Source organism: Methylibium sp. Pch-M (assembly GCF_004136295.1).
In the GTDB taxonomy this organism is placed as follows: Bacteria; Pseudomonadota; Gammaproteobacteria; order Burkholderiales; family Burkholderiaceae_C; genus Methylibium; species Methylibium petroleiphilum.
Map to the genome: position 1 here is coordinate 1,314,443 of NZ_CP029606.1, position 21,764 is coordinate 1,336,206.

Genomic DNA, 21,764 nt, shown 5'->3' on the forward strand with positions numbered 1-21,764 from the left:
CCCACCCCGAGGAGGCCCCATGACCGCCATCCACTTGATCGGACTGCTGCTGCTGGCGCTGGCGCTGGCGCTGATCGGAGGCGCCGCCAGCGGCATGAAGATCGGCACCGAGGCGCTGGGGCGGGAACTGGCCGCGCTGATGGGCGCCTTCTTCGGTCCCACCGCGGCCTGGCCGGCCTGCCTGGTCGGCCTGCTGGTGCTGTACTTCGCACGCTGAGGAGGCTCGCCATGCTCGACATGTTCATCAACTCGGTGCGCCTGTTCCTCGCCGGCAAGCTGTTCCGCGACGGCCGCGCGGTGCTGACGCAGTGGCTCAAGGGCTTCGCCGTCAGCCTCGCGCTGATGCTGGCGCTGGGCTGGTGGGTCTCACCGCTGGTCGGGGTGGTGGTCACTGCGCTGGTCGGCGGCGCGCTGCAGCCGCTGCTGTTCAAGGACCTCAAGTACGCCTGAGCGCGTGCCAGAAGGCGAGCCTCATGTCCGACACCGACGTCCTGCACACGCAATCGGCCGCCGAGCTGGCGCGTCGCGCGGGCGAGCTGGCGAGTCTCGAGGCCCTGACGCAGGGCTGGGACGAGGCGCAGCAACGCGTGCTCGCCGCAATCAAGAGCGGCATCGAGGACCTCAACGCCGAGGCCTTCCGTCGCCTCATCCGCGCGCTGAAGGACGATCCGGCCGCCGCGCCGTTGCTGCACCGTGCGGTGCGCGATCCGCTGGTCTACCAGGTGCTGCGCTTCCACGGCGTGGTGAAGGCGCCGCTGGAGGAGCGCGTCGCCCGCGCGCTCGACGAGGTGCGCCCCTTCCTCGCGACGCATGGCGGCGATGTCGAGCTGGTCGCGGTCCGGCCGCCGGACACGGTGGAGGTGCGCCTGGTCGGCGCCTGCCAGTCCTGCCCCTCGTCCGGCGAGACGTTGAGCGAGGGTGTCGAGAAATCCATCCGCGCGCACTGCCCCGAGATCCGCACGGTCGCGCGCGTCAGTCGCGGCGCCGCCGAACACAGCACGGGCGCGAAGAACGGCGCCCAGGTGCTGCACTTCGTCAGCCCCTTCGCGCGCCCGCACGACAGCGGCTGGGAAGACCTGTGCCGGCTCGACGAGCTGCGCGACGGCGACATCGTCACCCGCGCAGCCGAAGGCCGCGAGCTGCTGCTGTACCGGCACGGCGACAGCGTGGCCTGCTACGACAACGCCTGCGCCCACCTGGGCATGCCGCTCGACGGCGGCGTGGTCGAGAGCGGCCGCCTTCACTGTCCGCACCACGGCTTCGCGTACCGGCTCGACACCGGCGAATGCCTGACCGTGCCCGAGGTCCAGCTCGCGGTCCATGCGGTCAAGGTGGTCGGCGAGCGCGTATTCGTGCGGGTGCGCCGCTGATCCCCACCGAGCGAAGGCCATGGACACGAGCACGGTCATCACCCGGGTCTCGCTCGCGCCGGCCGCCCGGCGGCCTCTGCCAGCTGCGCCGCCGAGCCGCCCACTGCTCGACGCGCGCGGTGCACGCGTCATCCTCGGTGCGACGGGCGACCCCGCGGCACTCGCCCGGCCGGTGCGGCCCTCGGCGCGAACGATGTTCGGACCCCGCGGCGTGTGCGCTGCCGGCGACGGCTCGCTGTGGGTGTGCGACACCGGCCACCACCGCGTGCTCGGCTGGCACCGGTTGCCGGACGCCGATGCCGCGGACGCCGACTGGCTGCTCGGCCAGCCCGACTTCGACCGCGAAGGCCGCAACGCACGCGGTACGGTCGACGCGCTGGGCATGAATGTGCCGACCGGCCTCTGCGCCTGCGGCACCGACGGTCGCAGCCTGGCCGTCGCCGACGCCTGGAACCACCGGGTGCTGATCTGGCAGCAGCGGCCGCAGCGCTCGCAGTCGCCGCCCGACGTGGTCCTGGGCCAGCCGCACTTCCGCGACGGCGATCCGAACCGCGGCCTGGCCACACCGCGTGCCGACACGCTGTTCTGGCCCTACTGCGTGGCCTGGGACGGCACGCACCTGTGGGTGGCCGACACCGGCAACCGGCGCGTGCTGCGCTGGGCGGGTCTGCCACAGCGCCACGGCGAGGCCGCGGAGTTGGTGCTCGGCCAGCCCGACTTCACGCACCGCGACGAGAACGCCGGGTGCGCCCCGGGCGCGGCCGGCATGCGCTGGCCGCACGCCCTCAGCTTCCCCGCCGGCGGGCTGTGCGTGGCCGACGCCGGCAACAACCGCCTGATGCTGTGGCGCGGCCCGCCGACGCGGCAGCACGCGCCCTGCGATCTCATCGTCGGGCAGGCAAACGCCGAGGCCGTGGGGCACAACCGCGGCCACTACGACCCCGATGCCGACAGCCTCAACATGCCCTATGGCGCGGTCGTGGCAGGTGACCGGCTGGTCGTCGCCGACACCGCCAACTCGCGCCTGCTGGCGTGGTGCATCGCCGACCTGCGTCGCGACGGCGTGCCCGCCCGCGCGCTCGCCGCCCAACCCGACTGGCAAAGCAAGGGCGACAACCGCTGGCGGCCGGCGGCCCGCGACAGCGTCTGCTGGCCCTACTGCGTCGCGGTGCAGGGCACGCAGCTGCTGGTCGCCGATTCCGGCAACAACCGCGTGCTGCTCTGGCCGCTGCACGACACGGTGCATTGCCCATGAGCACCACCACCGCGCAATCCGAGGACGCGCCAGTCGTGGCCGAACGCATCCGCGTTCGCGGCACCGTGCAGGGCGTCGGGTTCCGGCCGACGGTGTGGCGGCTCGCGAACGAACTGCAGGTTCACGGCTCGGTCAGCAACGATGCCGACGGCGTGCTGATCGTGGCGGTCGCACCCCGCGAACGGCTCGACGCGCTGGCGCAGCGCCTTCGCAGCGATGCGCCGCCCTTGGCGCAGGTGGCGGCCATCGAACGCGTGCCGATCGCGCGGCCGTCCGGCGTGGGCGGGGGCTTCGTCATCGCGGCCAGCGCCGGCAGCCGCCAGCCCGCCGGCGCCGATGCCGCGGTGACCGCCATCGCGGCCGACGCGGCAATGTGCGCCGACTGCGTCGCCGAGATGAGCGACCCGTTCGCGCGCCGCTTCCGCTACCCGCTGACCAACTGCACCCACTGCGGCCCGCGGCTGTCGTTCGTCACCGGGGTGCCCTACGACCGCGCCCGCACCACGATGTCGGACTACCCGATGTGCGCCGCCTGCCGCACGGAGTACGAGTCGCCCGCCGACCGGCGCTTCCATGCCCAGCCGATCGCCTGCCACGCCTGCGGCCCGAAGGTCGTGCTCCGCCGCCTCGACGGCCGCGCCTTCGCGCTCGACAGCTACACCTTCCTCGACGATTGCGACGCCGCTGGAACCCTGCTCGCCAGGGGCCAGGTCGTGGCCATCAAGGGCCTGGGCGGCTACCAGCTGGCCTGCGACGCCACGCAGGCGCACGCCGTGCAGCGCCTGCGCGACCTCAAGCGGCGCGAGCGCAAGCCCTTCGCGCTGATGGCCGCCAGCGTCGACGCCGTGCGTGCATGGTGCCGGGTGGACGATGCGGAGGCCCGCCTGCTGCAGTCGCCCGCCGCACCGGTGGTGCTGCTCGCGCGGCGCACCGCCCCGTCACCACAGCCCGCCATCGCCGACGCGGTGGCGCCGGGCCTCGACACCCTCGGCTTCATGCTGCCGAGCATCGGCCTGCATCACCTGATGCTGCGCCGCATGACCCGGCCCATCGTGCTGACCAGCGGCAACCTCAGCGACGAGCCGCAGGCCATCACGCTGGACGAACTCGCGCGGCGCTTCGGCGGGCAGATCGATTTCGTGCTCGACCACGACCGCCCGATCGCCCGCCGCATCGACGACTCGGTCATGCGCGTGGCAGCGGGCGCGCGGCGCGTGCTGCGGCGTGCCCGCGGCCTGGTGCCGGCGCCGATCGCGCTGCCGGCCGGCTTCGAGGCCGCACCGCCGGTGCTGGCCTATGGCGGCGAACTGAAGAACACCTTCTGCCTGCTGCAGCCGGGCCGGGCCCTGCTGTCACAGCACATCGGTGACCTGGAAGATGCCGCCACGCAGGCCGACTACCGCCGTGCGCTGCACGACCTGCCCGGCTTCTTCGGCTTCGCGCCGGCGCTGCACGCCTGCGACCGACACCCCGACTACCTGTCGACGAAGCTCGCGCACGAAATGGCCACGCGCAGCGGCCGCCACGCCATCGAGGTCGGCCACCACCACGCCCATCTCGCCGCCTGCCTGGCCGACAACGGCTGGCCGCTGGCCGCCGGACCGGTGCTGGGCGTGGCGCTCGACGGCCTGGGCTACGGCGAGGATGGCAGCCTCTGGGGCGGCGAGTTCGGGCTGGTCGACTACCGCGCGTTCGAGCGGCGCGGCAGCTTCAAGCCGGTCGCACTGCTGGGTGGCGAGCTGGCCATGCGCGAGCCCTGGCGCAACACCTACGCCCACCTGATGTCGGAAATGGGCTGGCCCGCGTTCGCGATGAACTACGCCGGGCTCGATCTCCACGCCTTCCTTGCGGCGAAGCCGCGCGAGCTGCTCGACGCGATGCTGCGCCGACAGATCAACTCGCCGCGCGCCAGCTCCTGCGGGCGGCTGTTCGACGCCGTGGCCGCCGCGATGGGCCTGTGCCGCGAACGTGCCGCCTACGAGGGCCAGGGCGCGATCGAGATGGAAGCGCTGGCCGACCCCGAGGTGATGGCGCACGAGGACGATGCCCTGGGCTACCCGTTCGCCATCCCGCGGCTGCCGGAGAACGGCCTTCCCTACGTCGAGCCGCTGTCGATGTGGAGCGCCCTGCTCGGCGACCTGATCCTCGACACCCCGGTGCCGGTGATGGCCGCACGCTTCCACAAGGGCCTGGCGCAGGTGATCGTGAGGATGGTCGGGCAACTCGCGCGCGCCGACCGCGAGGAGGCGCCGCTGCGCGTCGTGGCGCTGAGTGGCGGCGTCTTCCAGAACAAGCTGCTGCTCGAACGCGTCTCCACCAGCTTGCAGGCACGGGGCTACAAGGTGCTCACGCACCGGCAGCTGCCGTGCAACGACGGCGGGCTGGCGCTCGGTCAGGCGGTCGTCGCCGCGGCGCGCGCGCTGCCGCGTCAGCAGGAGGACTCCCCATGTGCCTAGGCATCCCCGGCCAGATCGTCGCGATCACCAGCGAGCCGAACAAGCTCGCGATGGTGGAGGTGCTTGGCGTGCGCCGCGAGGTCAACATCACCTGCGTCGTGAACGACGGGCACCCGGTGGCGGCCTGCGTGGGCGACTGGGTGCTGGTGCACGTGGGCTTCGCGATGAGCCGCATCGACGAGGCCGAGGCCCGCCTCACGCTCGAGCTGCTGCAGCAGCTGGGCGAGGCGCAGGCCGAGCTGCAGGCGATGCGCGGCACCCCCGCCGCGCCCGGCACCGCGCCGCACCCCGTGCCGGCCAGCGGCTGAGGTCGGAATGGGCAACCAGCAGGAACTCGCCGGCCTCTACCCGCACCTGGGCGGGGCCGCGGCCGATCCGGCCGCCATGACGCGCGCGCTGCTGGAGTCGGTGCGCCAGAAGGCCGCCGACAGCGTGGCGGTGAAGCAGCGCTTCTTTGCCGACCACGCGCTGCGCATCGTCGATGCGGCACGGCTGATCGCCGCCTGCTACCGCGGTGGCGGACGGCTTTACACCATGGGCAACGGCGGCTCCAGCTGCGATGCTGCGCACCTGGCGGTGGAGTTCCAGCACCCGATCACCGCCGGCCGCCCGGCGCTGCCGGCCGTCAACCTGAGCCAGGACATGGCCGTGATCACCGCGGTGGGCAACGACCTCGGCTTCCAGCACGTGTACACGCGCCAGGTCATGGCCTGCCTGACCCGGCACGACGGCCTGGTCGGCATCTCGACCAGCGGGAACTCCGAGAACCTGCTCGCGGCCTTCGCTGCGGCCAAGCAGCGTTCGGCCACGACGATCGGCCTGGCCGGCGGCGACGGCGGCCGGATGGCGACGAGCCTCCACGTCGACTGCTGCCTCGTGGTGCCGACCGACAGCATCCACCGCGTGCAGGAAACGCATGTGGCGCTTTATCACATCCTCTGGGATCTGACGCACACGCTGCTGGCCGACGACCGCGGTCCGGAACGGGGCCCGTCATGAGATTCGCCGACGAGTTCCGCGACCCGGCACTGGCGCGCACGCTGGTGGCCGAGATCACGCGCCTGGCGGACGGCCTGGCGGCGCACGCCGCACGCCCGCTGCAGGTGATGGAGGTTTGCGGCGGCCACACCCACACCATCTTCCGCTACGGCCTCAAGGACCTGCTGCCGGCCAGCATCGAGTTCGTGCACGGCCCGGGCTGCCCGGTGTGCGTGCTGCCGATGGGCCGCGTGGACGACTGCGTGGCGATTGCCGAGCACCCGCAGGTCATCATGACTACCTTCGGCGATGCGATGCGCGTGCCGGGCTCCAAGAAGAGCCTGCTGCAGGCCAAGGCCGACGGCGCCGACGTGCGAACCGTCTACTCGCCGCTCGACGCCCTGAAGCTCGCGCAGGCCCACCCCGACCGCGAGGTGGTGTTCTTCGCGCTCGGCTTCGAGACCACGATGCCCAGCACCGCGCTCACCGTGCTGCAGGCCGAGGCGATGGGCGTGCGCAACTTCTCGCTGTTCTGCAACCACATCACCATCATCCCGACCGTCAAGGCCATCCTCGATTCGCCCGACCTGCAGATCGACGGCTTCCTTGGCCCGGGCCACGTGAGCATGGTGATCGGCAGCACGCCCTACGAGTTCATCGCGCGGCGCTATGGCAAGCCGCTCGTCATCGCCGGCTTCGAACCGCTGGACATCCTGCAGTCGCTGTGGATGGTGATCCTGCAACTGGCCGAGGGCCGCAGCGAGATCGAGAACCAGTACCGGCGCGTCGTGCCCGAGCCGGGCAATACGCCGGCGCTGCAGGCGATCGCACGCGTGTTCGAGCTGCGCGAGTTCTTCGAATGGCGCGGCCTCGGCTCGATCGACCACTCCGGCATCCGCATGCGCGAGGCCTATGCGGCCTTCGACGCCGAGCGGCGCTTCTCGGTGCCGAACCTGAAGATCGCCGACCCCAAGAGCTGCCAGTGCGGCGAGGTGCTCAAGGGGGTGATCAAGCCGCCGCAGTGCAAGGTGTTCGGCACCCTGTGCCGGCCCGACACGCCGCTGGGCGCGCTGATGGTGTCGAGCGAAGGCGCCTGCGCGGCGCACTACCAGTACGCACGCATCGCGATGCCCGAGCGGTCGACCGCGGCGGTGGCCGTGCCGTCCTGAGCCGGCCATGGGCGGGATCCGCGACGCCTCGATCACGCTGGCCCACGGCAGTGGCGGCCGGGCGATGCACGAGCTGATCGAACGCCTGATCGTCCCGGCCTTCGACAACCCCTGGCTCGGCAGCCTGGAGGACCAGGCGCGCATCGGCCTGGCCGGCCTGCTGGCGCGCGGCGACCGGCTGGCCTTCACGACCGACAGCTACGTCGTCTCGCCGCTGTTCTTCGCCGGCGGCGACATCGGCACGCTGGCGGTGTGCGGCACCGTCAACGACCTGGCGGTGGCGGGTGCGCAACCGCTCTATCTGTCATGCGGGCTGGTCATCGAGGAAGGCCTGCCGACGCACGAACTTGAGCGTGTGCTGGCATCGATGGCCGAGCAGGCGCGCGCGGCCGGCGTGGTGGTGGTGACCGGCGACACCAAGGTCGTGCAGCGCGGCGCCGCCGACCGGCTGTTCGTCAACACCTCCGGTCTGGGCGTGGTGCCTGCCGGCGTCGACATCGCGGCCACGCGCGCCCGGCCCGGCGACGTGGTGCTCGTCAACGGACCGCTCGGCGACCACGCAGTGGCCATCCTGCTGGCGCGCAACGAACTCGACCTGCACGCCACCGTCGCCAGCGACTGCCAGCCGCTGCACGGCCTGGTGCAGGCCATGTTGGCCGCCTGCGCCGACCTGCACTGCGTGCGCGATGCCACGCGCGGCGGCGTGGCGACGGTCCTGAACGAGCTCGCGGTCAGCTCCTGCGTCGGCGTGCGCGTGCACGAAAGTGCGCTGCCGGTGCGCGACGAGGTGCGCGGCGCCTGCGAGATCCTGGGCCTGGACGTGCTCTACATGGCCAACGAAGGCAAGCTGGTGGCCGTGGTGCCACGAACGCACGCCGACGCGGTGCTGGCGGCGATGCGGGCGCATCCGGCCGGCGCCGGCGCGGCGGTGATCGGCGAGATCGTCGCCGAGCCGGCCGGCAGCGTGCTGCTGGACACGCTGTTCGGCGGCCAGCGCGTCGTCGACATGCTGGTCGGCGAGCAGCTGCCGCGCATCTGCTGACGCCCCGTCACGCCACGAGCCTGGCCATGCACGAACTCGGCGTCACCCGCAACGTGGTCGCGATCGTCAGCGAGCGGGCGCAGGGCCAGAAGGTGCTGCGCGTGACGCTGGAGGTCGGCCGTCTGTCGGGGCTGATGGCGGAGGCGATCCGCTTCTGCTTCGAGCTGTGCAGCCGGGGCACCCCGCTGGAGGGCGCCGTGCTGGAGATCCTCGAACCCGAAGGCCGGGGCCGCTGCGGCGCCTGCGCCAGCGAACACGCGCTGACGATGCCGCTCGGGCGCTGCCCGAGCTGCCACGCACCGAGCCTGCGCATCGTCGCCGGCGAGGAATTGAAGATCCGCGAGATGGAGGTGGAATCATGTGTGTGATCTGCGGCTGCGGCGGTGAGGGACAGGCCCGCGTTTCGATGCCCGGCGAAATCGCCGGGCAGGTGCACACCCATGCGGACGGCACGACGCATGCGCATGGCGCGCATGGGGCGGACCACGACCATGACCATGACCATGACCATGCGCATGGGCATCCCCACGGACACGATCATGTCCACGGGCAGGACCCTCACCCTGACCACGCACACACCCCCACCGCGCTGCAGGTGCCGGGGCGCGACACCCAGACCATCGCGCTCGAAGCGGCGGTGCTCGGCAAGAACCAGGCGCTGGCCGAACGCAACCGCGGCTGGCTGGCCGGGCGCCGGGTGCTCGCACTCAACCTGATGAGCAGCCCGGGAGCCGGCAAGACCACGCTGCTGGAGCGCTGCATCCGCGACCTGCAGGGGCAGGTGGGCATCGCAGTCGTCGAAGGCGACCAAGCCACCGAGAACGACGCCGAGCGCATCCGTGCCACCGGCGTGGCGGCGGTGCAGGTCAACACCGGCACCGGCTGCCACCTGGAGGCCGACATGCTGCAGCGCGCCCTGCAGCGCCTGCAGCCGGCGCCCGGCTCGCTGCTGATGATCGAGAATGTCGGCAATCTGGTCTGTCCGGCGCTGTTCGATCTGGGCGAACACGCCCGCGTGGTGATCTTCTCGGTCACCGAGGGCGAGGACAAGCCGCTCAAGTACCCTCACATGTTCAAGGCTGCCGACGTGCTGTTGCTCAGCAAGACCGACCTGCTGCCCCACCTGCGCGTGGACCTGCAGCGCATGATCGACAACGCGCGGGTCGTCAACCCGGGGTTGGCCATCTTCCCGGTGTCCGCCTACAGCGGCGAGGGGCTCGACGCCTGGTACGGCTGGCTGCGCGGCGAGCTCGCGGGCCTGGGAGCCGCCGCATGATCACCGGCACCGTGCTCCTGTTCGGCCTGCTGTTCGGCATGCAGCATGCGCTGGAGGCAGACCACCTGGCCGCCGTGGCCACGCTGGTCGCGCGCGAGAAGGACACCCGCCGCGCCGTCCGCCAGGGCGTGTTCTGGGGCCTGGGCCACACCCTCACGCTGCTGCTGTTCGGCGGCGTGGTGATGGTGATCGGCGTGGTGCTGTCCGAGCGCTGGGTGCACGGCCTCGAAGGCGCCGTCGGCGTGATGCTGGTGCTGCTGGGGCTGGACCTGCTGCGCCGGCTGTGGCGCGAGCGGGTGCACTTCCACGCCCATGCCCACGCGCCGGCGGATGCGACACGGGCCGCCTCGCTCGACGGCGACGCCGCCCGTGCCGATGCCGTGCCGCATTTCCACGCGCACTCGCACCGCGGCGATACCGCGCCGCACGATCACCGCCAGCACCGGCACGAACACCGCCCGCTGCCGCTGCGCGCGCTGCTGGTCGGCATGGTGCACGGGCTGGCCGGCTCGGCCGCGCTGGTGCTGCTGACGCTGCAACAGGTGCGCGACCCCTGGATCGGCCTGCTCTACGTCGTGTTGTTCGGCCTGGGCTCGGTGGTCGGCATGGCCGCGCTGTCCTGGACCGTGGCGCTGCCGATGCGCCTGACCGCCAGCCACCTCGGCCGCTACCACCGCGCGCTCAGCGTGATCGTGGCGCTGTTCAGCGTCGGGCTGGGTGTGCACGTGGTGGCCAGCCAGTGGCTGGCCTGAGCCGGCTCACGCCACCGAGCTGCGCATCGCCTCGCGCACCAGGCCGTCGAGCTTGCCGGTGATCTGCGTCAGTTCGGCCGACACCACCGCGAACTCCCGTCCCGAGTCGCCGGCCCGCGCCGCGATCACCTGCGCGTTGAACGACACGATGCGCGCCTGCTTCGCGATCGTCTCGATCTCGCCCATCACGCCCGCCAGCTGCTTCTTCACCGTCGCGGCCTGGCGTTTCGCCAGGTCCTCGTAGACCTGGGTCACGCGGTTCAGCACCGCCAGCAGCGGCGTGGCGCTCTCGACCAGCTGCTCCAGCAGGTCGGGCACCGCGCGGGTGCGCAGCGGGATGGCCTCCAGCACCCGCTCGGCCAGCTCGATGAAGGCGCGGATCACACGGTCGGCGCCGGTCGCGCCGAAGTGGGCGTCACGCAGTTCGTCGCAGTACAGGCCCGGCAGCGTGTCGTCGCCGTCCACCAGCGCCGCGTGGGCCTTGCGGAACACCGCCAGGGCTTCCGCGGACAACGCCAGCGCGCCGTCGCGGCCCTGCATCGCCAGCACCGCATACAGCACCACGCGCTGCGAGGTGAAGCGCCGACGTCCGGACAGGTTGATCAGCGTGCCGTAGACCTCGCCCGACAGCCTCAGCGTCGCCGGGGCACCGGTCTGGGGCCGGGAGGGCGCACGTTCTGCGTGCGCCGTCATCAGACTCTGTGGCATCTTGCTCGGCTCGTGGCAGCCGCGTGGAAACGTTGCCCCGGGATAGCAGGGTCCGTACCAGCGGGCGCACGCCCCGGGCCCTGCAGGCCGGGGGCGTGCCATCCGGCACGGTGGCTGCCTCAGGCCGGCTTGCGCGGCGACGTGACGCGGTAGCCGCGCCCCGCGTAGTCGAAGTCGCCCAGCTCGAGCCGGGCGATGCCCTCGGCCTGCGGCGACGCGTAGAAGGCGCGGATCTCGCGGATCAGCCCCGAGGCGCGGTCGAACTCCACGCACTCGGCGCCGCGCAGCACCTTGTCCTGGTTCGTCTTGAAGTGCGTCCACTCGATCGCCGCCTCGGCCGTCTCGGCGTCGATCACCAGCGCATCGATCGTCCAGTACGAGCCCAGCGTCTCCACCGCCGTGCGCCAGCGGTGGGCGATCTGCGCAGCGCCACGGAAGGCGCCGCCGTACATGCCGGCCGGGAAGTAGTGCACGGCCTCGGGCACGAAGCAGGCGATCATCTTCGCCTCGTCGGCCTCGTTGCAGCCGTCGTAGTAGGTGCGGATCACCTTCTCCATCGCCGCACGGCTGAGGGTCGGTGCGGTCATGTCAGTCTCCTCCGCGCAGGTTCTGCACCTGGAACAGGCTGGGCGGGTTGAGCTTGGGATCGACCTGGCCCTTGAACTGGCCGGTGGTGCAGTGCTTGGCCTGCACGTCGACCACCGAGAACGAGTCGTCGATCGCGATGCCGGTGCCCTTGTTGACCGGCAGGTGGTGGTCGGGATGCGACTTGCCGATCGTGAAGGTCTTCCACAGCTCGCCCTTGCGGTCGTAGATCAGCGTGCGGTTGATGTTGTAGACCTGCGCATCGATGTGCAGCGTGCGCTTGCTGATCGGGTGCGCCGGATTGACCGGCACCGCCTCCAGCACATAGACCTTGCGCAGCTGCCAGGTGATGTTCGGGAAGCAGCCGCCCTGCCCGCCGAAGTCCACGAACTTGTAGCCGTCGGGCTCCTTCAGATCGTCGGCGAGCTTGAGCTCGTTGTGGTTGTAGTAGGGCATCAGGATGTTCTTCGTGCCCTTGAACGTCCACTTCATGTCCGAGATGCGGCCGTTGTAGCCCTCGAAGTCCTCGATCATGATGTCCGCGCCGAGGAAGGCGTCCGTCGTCTGTCCGGTGGCGAGCCGGCGCACGCGGCGCTGGAAGCCCAGGTAGAGGTAGGCGTCGTCGAACTTCAGGTCGTCTTCGTAGCGCTGGATCAGGAGCTGCGTGTTCTTCAGGTCCTGCGGCTCGAGCACCGTGAGGTAGATGCCGCGGAACAGCTCCGAGGGGTTGGGCGTCACCTCGGGCACCGGGGCATGCTGCACGCGGTGCTTGAAGTTCAGGAAGTGGAAGTTGAACTTCAGCGTGCGCTCGACCTGGCCGGTCGTCATGTTGCGGTACTTCCAGTAGAACGGGTAGATCGCCGCGTTGTCGCCCCAGTTGATGCCGTACTTGTAGTTCCAGGCGATCTTCTCGCCCGCGCGCGGGTCGGACTCCTGCGGTTCCTCCGGGAACGGCCGGCCCGCCACGAAGCCACTGATCTGCCCGGTCTTCTCGCCGAGCTTGGCCTTGTTGAGATTGGTCCGGGTCGCGTCGATGTAGTACTTGGTGAGCGTGAACTGCGTGGTCGGGCCGACCGTCATCTCGGTCCAGCCGTTCTTGACCGCCAGATACTGGCCCGCGTCCATCGCATCCTTGAACTGCTCGACGTTGGCCTTGTTGATGACGAGGCCGGGCGCCATGCCGGGGAAGCTCGGGAAGCCGCCCTGGTAGGGGTTGAACGAGGCCTCGACGTCGGCCTCGGTGGCGGCGCCGGCGGGGACGCTGGCGAAGGCCAGGCCCGCGGTGAGCAAGGCCAGGCCGACTTGTTGAATCTTCGTTGTCATGGTTGTTGTCTCCTGCTTCAGAACTGATACCTTGCGGTGAGGAAGATCTCGTTCTCCTTCCAGGCCGAGCCGATGGGGCCGGCGCGGAAGCGCCCGAGGGGCTCGAGGCCGCCGAGGCCGCGCGAGTAGGCGCTCAGGGGGTCGGTGTCGCCGAAGGGGGCGGTGAAGGGCGGGAACGGGTTGCAAGAGCGGCAGTCGTCGAACTTCCAGCGGTCCTCGCCGTTGCGCAGCTTGAAGTTGCCCCCGAAGCTGATCTTGAACTTGTCCGTCACGATCCAGTCGACCTGCGGCGAGGTGACCAGCGCGCGGGCCTGCACGTCGTAGGCCGTGATCAGCTGCGGGCTGACGCGGTCGTTGACGAGGAAGGCCTTCATCAGCAGCGTGGCGATCACGTTGTTCTCCCAGTCGGGCATGCCCACCGGGCCGAACTGGCCGCGCTCGAACTCGTGGTCGAAGATGTGCTGGTAGAACAGCTGCGCGGAGAACAGCGTGGTGCGGTTGGGGTTGATGAAGGGCACGAAGGTGGGCCGGTCGAAGCCGACCACGGAGCGGAACACCTTGTTCTTCGAGTACAGCTGGGGCTTGAGGGTGTTGGCGAACTCCTCGCCGTTGGTGAAGGCCGCCTCGACCCGCACCGCCGCCTTGGCCGCCTGCCACTCGAAGTCCATCGAGCCGCCGATCAGGTTCACGCGCGGGAAGTGCATGTCGAAGGCGATCAGGTAGGGCCAGCCGCCCTGCGCGTCGGTGCGCGTCTCGCCGGTGAAGGAGTTGGTCGCGCCCTTGCCGCCGTGCAGCGAGGGCAGCTGCGAGCGGTAGGTCAAGGCGTTGAGCGAGAACGACAGGCCGTCCTGGCTCACGCCCTCGTACTTCAGCCCGAGCTGGGTGTTCTTGAGGCTCCAGTTGGGCAGCTTCACGTCGCGCAGGCCGATCTGGCCGGGGCCGAAGTCGGTGGAGAGCAGCACGCCGGGGCCGACGTTGGCGAAGTTGGCCACCGTGCCGCCGTTGTCCCACAGGTTCTTCATGCCGCGGAAGAAGCAGCCGGCGTCGAGGATGACGTTGGCGGTGCCGCACTGGCCGAGGTTGTTGGGGCGGAACTTGTCGAAGTTCCACACCAGCTGCAGGTTGCGGTCCTGCATGCTCTCGCTCGGGCCCATGCGGTACTCGGCCTGGGCGATCCACATGGGGATGCGGATGTCCTGGAGTTCGTCGTAGATGTTGTTGCGCGAGTAGTCGACCGGGTTGATCACGTCGAGCACGCGGAACAGGTCGGTGCGGCCCCACACCACCTGCTGCTTGCCGAGCTTGAGGAAGAGCTGCTTGCCGTCGGCCAGGCCGACGGTGTTGGTGACGAAGGCCTCGCGGATGACGTCCCAGCGTTCGTTGAACTCGGGCAGTTCGAGCTCGCTGCGCTTCTTGTCGCCGTAGCCGCCGAAGTCGGCGCAGCCGCGCCGGTCGGTGTCGCAGGGGCGCACGGGGGTGGCGAACTCCACCCCGCCGTTGAGCGAGTCGTGCCAGCGGTCGCCGAGCAGGCGCAGGCCTTCGTTGGGGTTGTAGTTGGGTGCGCCGGGGTTGGTGGCGTTGAAGCCGAAGACGTTGTTGACCAGCCCGAGGCCGTCGACCAGGCCCTTGTTGACGATGCCGCTGCCGTGCGGCACCGGGGGCGGTCCGCCCTGGGACTCGAGCAGCACGCCGCCGCCGGCCTTGCGGCCGTACTGGTCGTCGTTCATGCGGTAGACGCCGTCGAAGCTGCCGCGCAGGATGCTGCGGAACTTCCAGCCGCCTTCGAGCTTCTTGTCGGCCTCGACCTGCAGGGTGTTGCGGAACTTGGAGAGTCCGACGCGCTCGCCGGTCGCGTCCTTGCCCCGGAAGCGGGTGTCGTTCTCGTAGTAGACGTCGACCTTCCAGGGGTCGACCGGCGCGGCGGCGTCCTGCGCCTGGGCCAGGCCGCACACGGCCAGGCCGCCGGCCAGCGCCGCGCGCGCGAGGCGGCGCCGGGACGGGCGGCGGGGCTGGCCCGCGCGGGGGGTCGCGCCGGTTCGGCGCGCGGTCTCTTGTCTGTTCTTCATCGTTGTCTCCTCGCTGCGTGGGTTCCTTGGATGGAATCGAATGCACACCTTCTCGTGGAGCGGGCAGTCCCCTGCCCGCGCGTCTTCACTCCTGGGTTCGGGGCGGCGCCTCAGGCGGGCTGGAGCGCCGCGGGGGTCTTGTCGTCGCTGCCCGGGGTCTCGGCGGTCACGAAGCGGGGCTTGAAGACCACGCACCAGGCCGGCACGATGAGCATGGCGGCGACGGCGTTGACGATGAGCATGAAGGAGAGCAGGACCGCGGCGTCGGACTGGAAGCGCAGGTCGGAGAGGAAGATCCACATGACGACGCCGGCGATCAGGGTGAGCGCGGTGAAGCTGACCGCGTAGCCGGTGGTGCTGAAGGCGTTGATGGCGGCCTGGCGGATGTCGTGGGTGGCTTCGTACTCTTCGCGGATGCGGTCCATGAAGTACACCGCGTAGTCGATGCCCACGCCCACGCCGACGGCGATGACGGGGACGGTGTTGACGCTGATGCCGATGCCCTGGATGCCCATGTAGGCGTAGGTCATGACGGTGGAGAACAGCATGGGCAGGACCATCAGCCAGCCGGCATGGAAGGACTGGTAATAGACCATCACGAGCAGGAAGGCGATGCCCATCACCAGGGGGATGATGAGCATGTGGTCGGCGTGCAGGGCTTCGTTGGCCGCGGCGGTGACGCCGATCAGGCCGCCACCGAGTTCGATGGTGAGGCCGGGCACGCGCTGCTCGATCTCGGCGGCGCCTTCCTTGGCGAGTTCGACGGCGCGGTTGATGGTCTCGGCGCGCTGGTCCTTGTAGAAGAAGACCATGTTGGCTTCGTTCTCGTCGGCGTTGACGAACTCCTTGAGCGCGCCGGGGATGGGGCTGGAGGCCATGTAGGCGAACATGAGGCCGCCGACTTCGGCGGCGTTGTCGGGCAGCTGCATCCAGCGCGGGTCGTCGCTGTGGGTGAGGCGGTTGACGGCGCGCACGACCGCGGGGATGGCCTTGACGCCACCGAGCGCGGGGTCGGCCTGCATGTGCTGCTGGAAGTCCTCCATGGCCTGGAGCACTTCGGGGCGCTTGATGCCGCCCTTCTCGGCGGTGCGCGCGACGATGTGGAGTTCTTCGGAGCCGGGGAAGCGGGCGTTGATGGCCTTGGTGGAGAGGTTGAAGTCGTGGTCGCGCTTCAAGATGGGCGAGCCGGGCTCGGACTCGCCGATCTGCACGCGCGCGGCGTAGAGGCTGCCGCCGACCATGAGCACGGCCGACACGGCGAGGATGGCGATGGCGCCGCCTCGGGTGCCGCCGGTGCGGGCCATGACGGCGGCCAGGAAGCTGCGCATGCCCTGGTTCTTGTTCTCGGTCTTCCTGGGCTGGGGCAGCACGGTGAGCGCCAGCGGGACCATGAAGTGGACGGTGAAGATGACGGCCAGGCCCCAGAAGCCGGCGGAGACGCCGAGCTTCCAGTTGAAGGGGGCCGCACCGAGCACGAGCACGGCCAGGCCGAGGGCGTCGACGACGATGGCGAGCGAGCCGGGCCGGAACAGGGCGTCGAGGGCGTTGCGCGCGGCCTGCTTGCCGCTGTGGGTGACGGCGAGTTCTTCGTAGTAGCGCGCCACGAGCTGCACGCCGTGCGAGGTGGCCCGCGCGGCGATCAGGAAGGGAATGGGCATGGACAGGGGCTCGAGGTTGTAGCCGAGCCAGGCCATGAAGCCCAGTCCCCAGATGGAGCTCAGCGCGATGCCCAGCAGCGGGAGCGCGACGCCGTAGAAGCGGCGGAAGTAGACGATCAGCAGCAGCGCCAGCAGGGCCAGCGTGGAGAACATGATCGCGATGATCTGGTTGAGGTAGGTGTAGACGTAGCCGGTGAGCACCGGGTTGCCGGTGACGTAGACCTTGTGGCCGGGTTGTTCGAGCTTGTGGCGCACGTCCTGCAGCGCGGCGAAGGTCTTGGCGTAGTCGATGTCGCCTTCGTTGAGCTGGGCCTTGACCAGCGCGGCCTTGAGGTCGGGGGAGACGAGCAGGCCGTAGATGCGGGGGTTGGCGATGACGTCCTTGCGCAGTTGTTCGAGCTGTTCGGCGCTGCGCGCGGGCTGGGCCGGGTCGTAGTAGGACTCGGAGGCGAAGTTGCCGTCGGCGGTGAGGTAGACCTTGCGCGCGGTGCGGTGGGTGAGGCTGGCGACGAGGTTGTGGTTGACGCTGGGGAGGTTGTCGATGCCCTGGGTGGCCTGGTCGATGAGCGCGAGGGTGCGGTCGTTGAAGATGGTGCCTTGCTCGACTTCGATGGCCATGACGATCATGTTGGCGCCGCCGAAGTTCTCCTTGATGCGGTTGTAGGTCTGGATGTAGGCGTGCTTCTGCGGGAGCAGGTCGCTGAAGTCGGTGTAGATCTTGAGCGCGGGCAGTTGGGTGGCGAAGCCCAGCGTGACCGCCAGGATGATGCCGAGGACGTACTTGGGGTTGGCGAAGAGCCACTCTTCGCCGCGCTGCAGGATGGTGACGATGCGTTGGCGCAGGCCGTTCATCGGGCGGCTCCTTGGGTGTGGTGGGCCGCCAGGGCGATCTGGCCGGGCGCGGTGACGACGTGCAGGGCACCGGCGGAGCCGGCCACGAGCATGGAGCGGGCGTCGAGCACGGCGCCGGCAGCGAGGTAGGCGGGCGGCACGAGGCCGTGGTCGAAGCGTTCCCAGGCGTCGCCTCGCTTGACGACCATGAGGCCGCCTCCGCCCAGGCCGTAGAGTTCGTCGCCCTGGCGCAGCAGGGTGTACATGGGCGCTGCGGCGCGGTTGTCCTGGGCGCGCCAGGTCTTGCCGCCGTCGGCGGTGTGCCAGATGACGCCGCCCAGGCCGCTGGACCAGCCGTTCGAGCGGTCGGTGAAGACGGTGGCGTAGGGGTAGAAGTCGCCGGGGATGGGGGCTTGCTTGACCCAGGTCTTGCCGGCGTCGGCGCTGGTGAGGACGGTGCCGAATTCTCCGGTGACGACGGCGTGCTGTTCGTCGATGAACTGGACGGTGGTGAGGAGCGCGTCTTCGTCGAAGTCGCTGGCTTCCCAGGTCTGGCCGCGGTCGGCGCTGGAGAGGAGCGTGGTGTGGCTGCCGGCGACCCACAGGCGTCCGTCGGGGGCGCAGGCGATGGCCATGGGGTTGATCTTGCCGGGCAGGGGTCGGGCGCTCCATTGCTGGCCGGCGGCATCTCCGATCCAGACTTTGCGGTAGAAGTCCAGCCCGATGAAGCTGCCGTCGGCGCACGCGGTCAGCGCAATGACGGAGGCCGGCGAGGCCAGCCGCTGGCGGCTCCAGCTGCGCCCCGCATCGGCCGAGCTGACCAGCGCGCCGCTCGCGGTCCCCGCCACCAGCACCCGGCCGTTGCTCGACGCCGATTGGAAGGTGTCGGACCCCAGCACCGCCTTCTCCCTCTGCGCCTTCACCGCACTGAAATCGGCCGGCTGCATGCATCCGCTCAGACCTTGCAGTCCGCACAGCAGCAGCAATGCGCTCAGGCCACGGAACATGAAAGGAGAGGGCGGCTTCATTCGTGGGTCTCCGGAGTGCGCCTCGTTACCGCACGGTGTCGGTGACTCGGAAAAGGCCTCGCGTCGTACGACGACGCGCATGGGGAAAAGTCTAGGATTCAGGGCGTGGCACGGTCCAATACCGATGCGCACCGGCTTCGATACTCGCAAGGTATCCGCGCCCCCCGGCCCCTCGGATCGCCGCACCCCGCCCCGCGCGCTGCGCACGCGCAGGGCGTCGGCCGCTCGCCGTTCAACTCACCCCATGGCCGCACAGGCTGTTCAGCCCCGGCGTGCGGAAACGCAGCTGGTCCTTGTGCGCGATGTCGTTCTCGGCCAGGCTGCGAGAGAAATCCGGTCGAAAGGGCCGCCCCCTCTTGAGCCATTCAACCCGCGGCCAGTCGATCCGGGCCGCGTCGGGGTCGGCCTGGACGAGTTGAGCGATCGGCCCGTGGACCAGATCGGCCAGCCGCATGTCCGGCGACACGCACAGGATGAAGGGCGCGGCGAACATCAGATGGTGATCCCAGCTCACGTAGACGAGCTGATTGCCGTGGTAATTGCTCACGACGTCGGCGGGAACGCCGACGTAGTCCCGGGTGGAGGTGACTGCCATGTCGGTCCCTTCAGAGGTTCGATGTGCTCATGCCTTTCCAGGCATGGAAATTCTTCTGGTCCTGCGAACCTTCGTAGTCGCCGTTGTCCTGTCCGTCGACCAGGTTGACCCACCTCATCCAGTTCTCGATGCCGCCACCACCGGAGGTGCCCTGAAAAAGCTGGTTCATCGGCAGCCACGCCTGGACGTACTTCTCCGGCTCGTGCTCGAAGATCTCCTGGCAGTGGTCAGAGCAGAAGTGGTAGCGCTCGGCCTGGTACTCGGCCTCGCGGTGACACAACAGCGTCGGGTCCTCCGGCTCGGTGAACACGCAGGGGAACTGGCAGGTCTGGCACAACTTGGCCAGGCCGAGGTTGCGGAACGGTCGCCCCTCGTCCGCCAGCTTGCGGAAGTGGTTCCAGCGCGGGCGGTAGTACTGATCGAAGGTGTCCGGATACTTCGAGGCCAGCCAGTCCATGTCGGATTCGGAAGGGATCCATCCGTGGAATGCCGTGCCGAAGCTCCACTGGTACAGGCCGAGCATGAACTGATGCGAAATGTGGTCACGCGCGCTCGCCGCATCATTCCACCCCTTGGGCATGCGGATGCCATAACGTGCCAGGTCGCTGAACAAGGCGCGTCCGTTCTCTTCGGCATAGATCTGCCAGGCCTCGGCCCACGACATGACGCGCTTGGGCAGCATGTAGTCCATCATCGTGCCCACCAGGGACAACAGGCGCAGGCCGCGCCAGAACCACTTGTCCAACCAACGCTGCACGATGGGGACGTTGGCAGGGTCCTGCTCCAGCATGAACTTGATGCACTCCAGACCCAGGGTCATGTGCCGGGCCTCATCGCTCTGCGCCGAGAAGCCGAACGTGACGGTGGCCATGTCGCCGTTGTAGGCCGCACCCGACATGAAGGGCACGAACAGCAGGTTGGTCAGCACATACTCGAACGAGAATCCGATCGCGATCAGGAACTCGAACGGCCCCCCGGACATCGCATCGTCGAAGAACGAGCGCGGCACCGACGTGTACCAGATGCGGTCGCGCTGGTCCGCGAAGGCGTGGAAGCCGTTGTAGAACTTGTTGTAGTTCGACAGGGCGTGGATCTGGGTCTGGGCATGGCGCAGTTCGTCGATCGCCTGCATCTGGCAGGCGACCTGCGGGCCCACACCCGGGAATTCGCGGCCGAGCCGCGCAAAGCCCTTGTGCGCCGCATATTCACCGGGGCTGATGGCCTGCAGGAAGATCTTGAGCGCCGACAGGTAGCTGGCGTCGGTGATGTTCAGGTGACCATGGTTCTGCGCATGGGCATCGATGATCGCGTAGAACTTCCTGTCCTTCTCCGACTGGTACTTCCAATAGGCCTCCATCGTCAGACGAAACGGGTCCTCCCACTCGTCCCAGTCGTGGATCCTGATGCCCTCGTAGCTCGCGTACGGGTAGATGCGGTCCACCGGCTGGTAGCTCGGTGCCCAACCCAGATCGCGCGTCAGGCGTTGGTAGTTCTCTTTCAGACCCAGCTTCTTCTTCGCGACTCGCTTGTCCATGTCGTGCTCCCTTGTCAGGTGTTCCAGTGCAGGGTGATCGTGTCTTCGTCCTCGTCAACACGCCGCCCCTCAGAGCTCGATACCGGACGACCTCAGGCGCGCCCGCAGCGCGAGCCGCTGCTCTTCCACGGCCTCCGCGGCACGCCCCTCCAGGGCGATGGCGGCGACCGGCTCCAGCGCCGAGGCCGCTCGGTCGCTCCACACCTTCGTCCATTCGGCGAGCAGGTCCCGGTTGCCGTTCGACTCCGCCGCCGCCACCTTCAGCACCGCATCCACCCACCGCCGCGTTTCGGCGAACCATTCGCTCATGAACTGCGTGAGCATGGCGATCGTCGACGCGCCGCGGGCGGACAGCTCGTCGTCGACGACCCGTTCGTAGACCAGCGGATAGAGCAGGCCGTCGAGGGCGACGTTCTGCGCGACGAACAGCTCGAAAGGGTCGCGCACGACGAGCGAGTCTTCGACGTATCTGCGCAGCGGCTGCCAGGACGCACCCTCCAGCCACGCACGCTTCCCGGCATCGAGGGCCTCGACGCCCCCGAACAGCAGACCCAGGCGCGACAGGTACTGGGCGATGCCCAGGTTGTCCATCGCCTGAAACATGCAGGGCTGGGTGAAGGTCACTCCGTAGCCGTAACCGCAGATCAGCGTGTTGTTGAGGTTCGCACCCCAGGCCGCATGCCGCAGAGGAAGCAGCAGGTCGAGAGCGACCTGACGCAGATCGTCCGGCAGCATGTCGACCAGGCCGCGCGACTCGACGAAACCGAAGTTCGCGTCGGCGGTGTCCTGCTGGCGCGCACGCGCCTGCGTGTAGGTGTTGTAGTAGTACTGGCGCGGGTCCTTCAGCGCGTACCAGTCCTTCAAGACGATCCGCGTGATGCCGGTGTCATAGAGCGTCTGCGCCGGGTCCCAGGTGGGGCGGTAGTGCAGGTTCTCGGCCGCCTGGATGTCGTAGCTGGCCTCCTGGTAGCGCGAGGCGGGCTTGTCGCCGAAACGGCGGATCAGGTGCGAGTAGGCCTGGCGCAGCGGCTGGATGTTGACGGTCTTGAGGTCAATCTGCATGGTCGTTCGTCTCGTGAAGGATGTGCCGTCCGGCGGAGCGCGTGACGGGCCGCGGCCTCGGCAGCGGCGTCGGGGT

At 69.4% G+C, this 21,764-nt stretch carries 21 protein-coding genes; 12 read left to right on the forward strand and 9 right to left on the reverse strand.

Annotated features, from left to right (window positions below; all coding sequences use genetic code 11):
- Window positions 1–19 precede the first annotated feature (19 nt).
- Genes C1M51_RS06210 through C1M51_RS06265 form a run of 12 tightly spaced genes read left to right on the forward strand, consistent with a single transcriptional unit; the run spans window position 20 to window position 10,298 of the window.
- A complete protein-coding gene (locus tag C1M51_RS06210; protein ID WP_129448702.1) occupies window positions 20–217 on the forward strand; it encodes a hypothetical protein in 198 nt (65 codons plus the stop codon).
- 11 nt (window positions 218–228) lie between these two features.
- Window positions 229–450, forward strand: a complete 222-nt coding sequence (locus C1M51_RS06215; protein ID WP_129448703.1) for a hypothetical protein — start codon at window positions 229–231, stop codon at window positions 448–450.
- A 23-nt stretch (window positions 451–473) separates the two neighbouring features.
- Window positions 474–1,370, forward strand: a complete 897-nt coding sequence (locus tag C1M51_RS06220) for a NifU family protein (RefSeq protein ID WP_129448704.1) — start codon at window positions 474–476, stop codon at window positions 1,368–1,370.
- Between the two features lie 19 nt (window positions 1,371–1,389).
- Complete coding sequence (locus tag C1M51_RS06225; protein ID WP_129448705.1) at window positions 1,390–2,625, forward strand: hypothetical protein; 1,236 nt, start codon at window positions 1,390–1,392, stop codon at window positions 2,623–2,625.
- The gene (gene hypF, locus C1M51_RS06230; RefSeq protein WP_129448706.1) at window positions 2,622–5,081 is read left to right on the forward strand and encodes a carbamoyltransferase HypF; all 2,460 of its coding nucleotides are present in this window, start codon (window positions 2,622–2,624) and stop codon (window positions 5,079–5,081) included. Before C1M51_RS06225 ends, hypF begins: the two co-directional genes overlap by 4 nt.
- A complete protein-coding gene (locus C1M51_RS06235; RefSeq protein WP_129448707.1) occupies window positions 5,072–5,389 on the forward strand; it encodes a HypC/HybG/HupF family hydrogenase formation chaperone in 318 nt (105 codons plus the stop codon). The genes hypF and C1M51_RS06235 overlap by 10 nt, the downstream gene beginning before the upstream one ends.
- A gap of 7 nt (window positions 5,390–5,396) precedes the next feature.
- Complete coding sequence (locus tag C1M51_RS06240) at window positions 5,397–6,080, forward strand: SIS domain-containing protein (protein WP_129448708.1); 684 nt, start codon at window positions 5,397–5,399, stop codon at window positions 6,078–6,080.
- Entirely contained in the window at window positions 6,077–7,228 is a 1,152-nt protein-coding gene (gene hypD / locus C1M51_RS06245) for a hydrogenase formation protein HypD (RefSeq protein ID WP_129448709.1), read from the forward strand. Before C1M51_RS06240 ends, hypD begins: the two co-directional genes overlap by 4 nt.
- Before the next feature lie 7 nt (window positions 7,229–7,235).
- Window positions 7,236–8,270, forward strand: a complete 1,035-nt coding sequence (hypE, locus tag C1M51_RS06250) for a hydrogenase expression/formation protein HypE (RefSeq protein ID WP_129448710.1) — start codon at window positions 7,236–7,238, stop codon at window positions 8,268–8,270.
- 26 nt (window positions 8,271–8,296) lie between these two features.
- A complete protein-coding gene (locus C1M51_RS06255) occupies window positions 8,297–8,638 on the forward strand; it encodes a hydrogenase maturation nickel metallochaperone HypA (protein ID WP_129448711.1) in 342 nt (113 codons plus the stop codon).
- 38 nt (window positions 8,639–8,676) lie between these two features.
- Window positions 8,677–9,546, forward strand: coding sequence for a hydrogenase nickel incorporation protein HypB (gene hypB / locus C1M51_RS06260; protein ID WP_242499987.1), 870 nt, complete (start codon window positions 8,677–8,679; stop codon window positions 9,544–9,546).
- On the forward strand, window positions 9,543–10,298 hold the full coding sequence (locus C1M51_RS06265; RefSeq protein WP_129448713.1) for an urease accessory protein: 756 nt from the start codon (window positions 9,543–9,545) through the stop codon (window positions 10,296–10,298). Before hypB ends, C1M51_RS06265 begins: the two co-directional genes overlap by 4 nt.
- Window positions 10,299–10,304: 6 nt before the next feature.
- On the opposite strand, the gene C1M51_RS06270 is transcribed toward C1M51_RS06265, so the two are convergent.
- From C1M51_RS06270 to C1M51_RS06310, 9 genes are all read right to left on the reverse strand, one after another.
- A complete protein-coding gene (locus tag C1M51_RS06270) occupies window positions 10,305–11,006 on the reverse strand; it encodes a methyl-accepting chemotaxis protein (protein ID WP_129448714.1) in 702 nt (233 codons plus the stop codon).
- 119 nt (window positions 11,007–11,125) lie between these two features.
- Window positions 11,126–11,593, reverse strand: a complete 468-nt coding sequence (locus tag C1M51_RS06275; RefSeq protein ID WP_011830877.1) for a nuclear transport factor 2 family protein — start codon at window positions 11,591–11,593, stop codon at window positions 11,126–11,128.
- Window position 11,594: 1 nt separating this feature from the next.
- Window positions 11,595–12,914, reverse strand: coding sequence for a DUF1329 domain-containing protein (locus tag C1M51_RS06280; RefSeq protein ID WP_129448715.1), 1,320 nt, complete (start codon window positions 12,912–12,914; stop codon window positions 11,595–11,597).
- 17 nt (window positions 12,915–12,931) lie between these two features.
- Entirely contained in the window at window positions 12,932–14,980 is a 2,049-nt protein-coding gene (locus tag C1M51_RS06285) for a DUF1302 family protein (RefSeq protein ID WP_129448716.1), read from the reverse strand.
- A 110-nt stretch (window positions 14,981–15,090) separates the two neighbouring features.
- Complete coding sequence (locus C1M51_RS06290) at window positions 15,091–17,490, reverse strand: RND family transporter (protein ID WP_129448717.1); 2,400 nt, start codon at window positions 17,488–17,490, stop codon at window positions 15,091–15,093.
- Window positions 17,487–18,497 carry a YCF48-related protein gene (locus C1M51_RS06295; protein WP_242499988.1) on the reverse strand — a complete coding sequence of 337 codons (1,011 nt, stop codon included), beginning with the start codon at window positions 18,495–18,497 and terminating at the stop codon, window positions 17,487–17,489. The genes C1M51_RS06290 and C1M51_RS06295 overlap by 4 nt, the downstream gene beginning before the upstream one ends.
- A 232-nt stretch (window positions 18,498–18,729) precedes the next feature.
- Window positions 18,730–19,092 carry a phenol hydroxylase subunit P4 gene (locus C1M51_RS06300; protein WP_129448718.1) on the reverse strand — a complete coding sequence of 121 codons (363 nt, stop codon included), beginning with the start codon at window positions 19,090–19,092 and terminating at the stop codon, window positions 18,730–18,732.
- A gap of 10 nt (window positions 19,093–19,102) precedes the next feature.
- Window positions 19,103–20,626, reverse strand: coding sequence for a YHS domain-containing protein (locus C1M51_RS06305; RefSeq protein ID WP_129448719.1), 1,524 nt, complete (start codon window positions 20,624–20,626; stop codon window positions 19,103–19,105).
- A 69-nt stretch (window positions 20,627–20,695) separates the two neighbouring features.
- On the reverse strand, window positions 20,696–21,688 hold the full coding sequence (locus C1M51_RS06310) for an aromatic/alkene monooxygenase hydroxylase subunit beta (protein ID WP_129448720.1): 993 nt from the start codon (window positions 21,686–21,688) through the stop codon (window positions 20,696–20,698).
- Between the last annotated feature and the right edge of the window lie 76 nt (window positions 21,689–21,764).

Bases quoted from the DNA above. Each gene is read 5' to 3' on its own strand.
- C1M51_RS06210 (WP_129448702.1), top strand. From the start codon at position 20: ATGACCGCCATCCACTTGATCGGACTGCTGCTGCTGGCGCTGGCGCTG.
- C1M51_RS06215 (WP_129448703.1), top strand. From the start codon at position 229: ATGCTCGACATGTTCATCAACTCGGTGCGCCTGTTCCTCGCCGGCAAG.
- C1M51_RS06220 (WP_129448704.1), top strand. From the start codon at position 474: ATGTCCGACACCGACGTCCTGCACACGCAATCGGCCGCCGAGCTGGCG.
- C1M51_RS06225 (WP_129448705.1), top strand. From the start codon at position 1,390: ATGGACACGAGCACGGTCATCACCCGGGTCTCGCTCGCGCCGGCCGCC.
- hypF (WP_129448706.1), top strand. From the start codon at position 2,622: ATGAGCACCACCACCGCGCAATCCGAGGACGCGCCAGTCGTGGCCGAA.
- C1M51_RS06235 (WP_129448707.1), top strand. From the start codon at position 5,072: ATGTGCCTAGGCATCCCCGGCCAGATCGTCGCGATCACCAGCGAGCCG.
- C1M51_RS06240 (WP_129448708.1), top strand. From the start codon at position 5,397: ATGGGCAACCAGCAGGAACTCGCCGGCCTCTACCCGCACCTGGGCGGG.
- hypD (WP_129448709.1), top strand. From the start codon at position 6,077: ATGAGATTCGCCGACGAGTTCCGCGACCCGGCACTGGCGCGCACGCTG.
- hypE (WP_129448710.1), top strand. From the start codon at position 7,236: ATGGGCGGGATCCGCGACGCCTCGATCACGCTGGCCCACGGCAGTGGC.
- C1M51_RS06255 (WP_129448711.1), top strand. From the start codon at position 8,297: ATGCACGAACTCGGCGTCACCCGCAACGTGGTCGCGATCGTCAGCGAG.
- hypB (WP_242499987.1), top strand. From the start codon at position 8,677: ATGCCCGGCGAAATCGCCGGGCAGGTGCACACCCATGCGGACGGCACG.
- C1M51_RS06265 (WP_129448713.1), top strand. From the start codon at position 9,543: ATGATCACCGGCACCGTGCTCCTGTTCGGCCTGCTGTTCGGCATGCAG.
- C1M51_RS06270 (WP_129448714.1), bottom strand. From the start codon at position 11,006: ATGCCACAGAGTCTGATGACGGCGCACGCAGAACGTGCGCCCTCCCGG.
- C1M51_RS06275 (WP_011830877.1), bottom strand. From the start codon at position 11,593: ATGACCGCACCGACCCTCAGCCGTGCGGCGATGGAGAAGGTGATCCGC.
- C1M51_RS06280 (WP_129448715.1), bottom strand. From the start codon at position 12,914: ATGACAACGAAGATTCAACAAGTCGGCCTGGCCTTGCTCACCGCGGGC.
- C1M51_RS06285 (WP_129448716.1), bottom strand. From the start codon at position 14,980: ATGAAGAACAGACAAGAGACCGCGCGCCGAACCGGCGCGACCCCCCGC.
- C1M51_RS06290 (WP_129448717.1), bottom strand. From the start codon at position 17,490: ATGAACGGCCTGCGCCAACGCATCGTCACCATCCTGCAGCGCGGCGAA.
- C1M51_RS06295 (WP_242499988.1), bottom strand. From the start codon at position 18,497: ATGAAGCCGCCCTCTCCTTTCATGTTCCGTGGCCTGAGCGCATTGCTG.
- C1M51_RS06300 (WP_129448718.1), bottom strand. From the start codon at position 19,092: ATGGCAGTCACCTCCACCCGGGACTACGTCGGCGTTCCCGCCGACGTC.
- C1M51_RS06305 (WP_129448719.1), bottom strand. From the start codon at position 20,626: ATGGACAAGCGAGTCGCGAAGAAGAAGCTGGGTCTGAAAGAGAACTAC.
- C1M51_RS06310 (WP_129448720.1), bottom strand. From the start codon at position 21,688: ATGCAGATTGACCTCAAGACCGTCAACATCCAGCCGCTGCGCCAGGCC.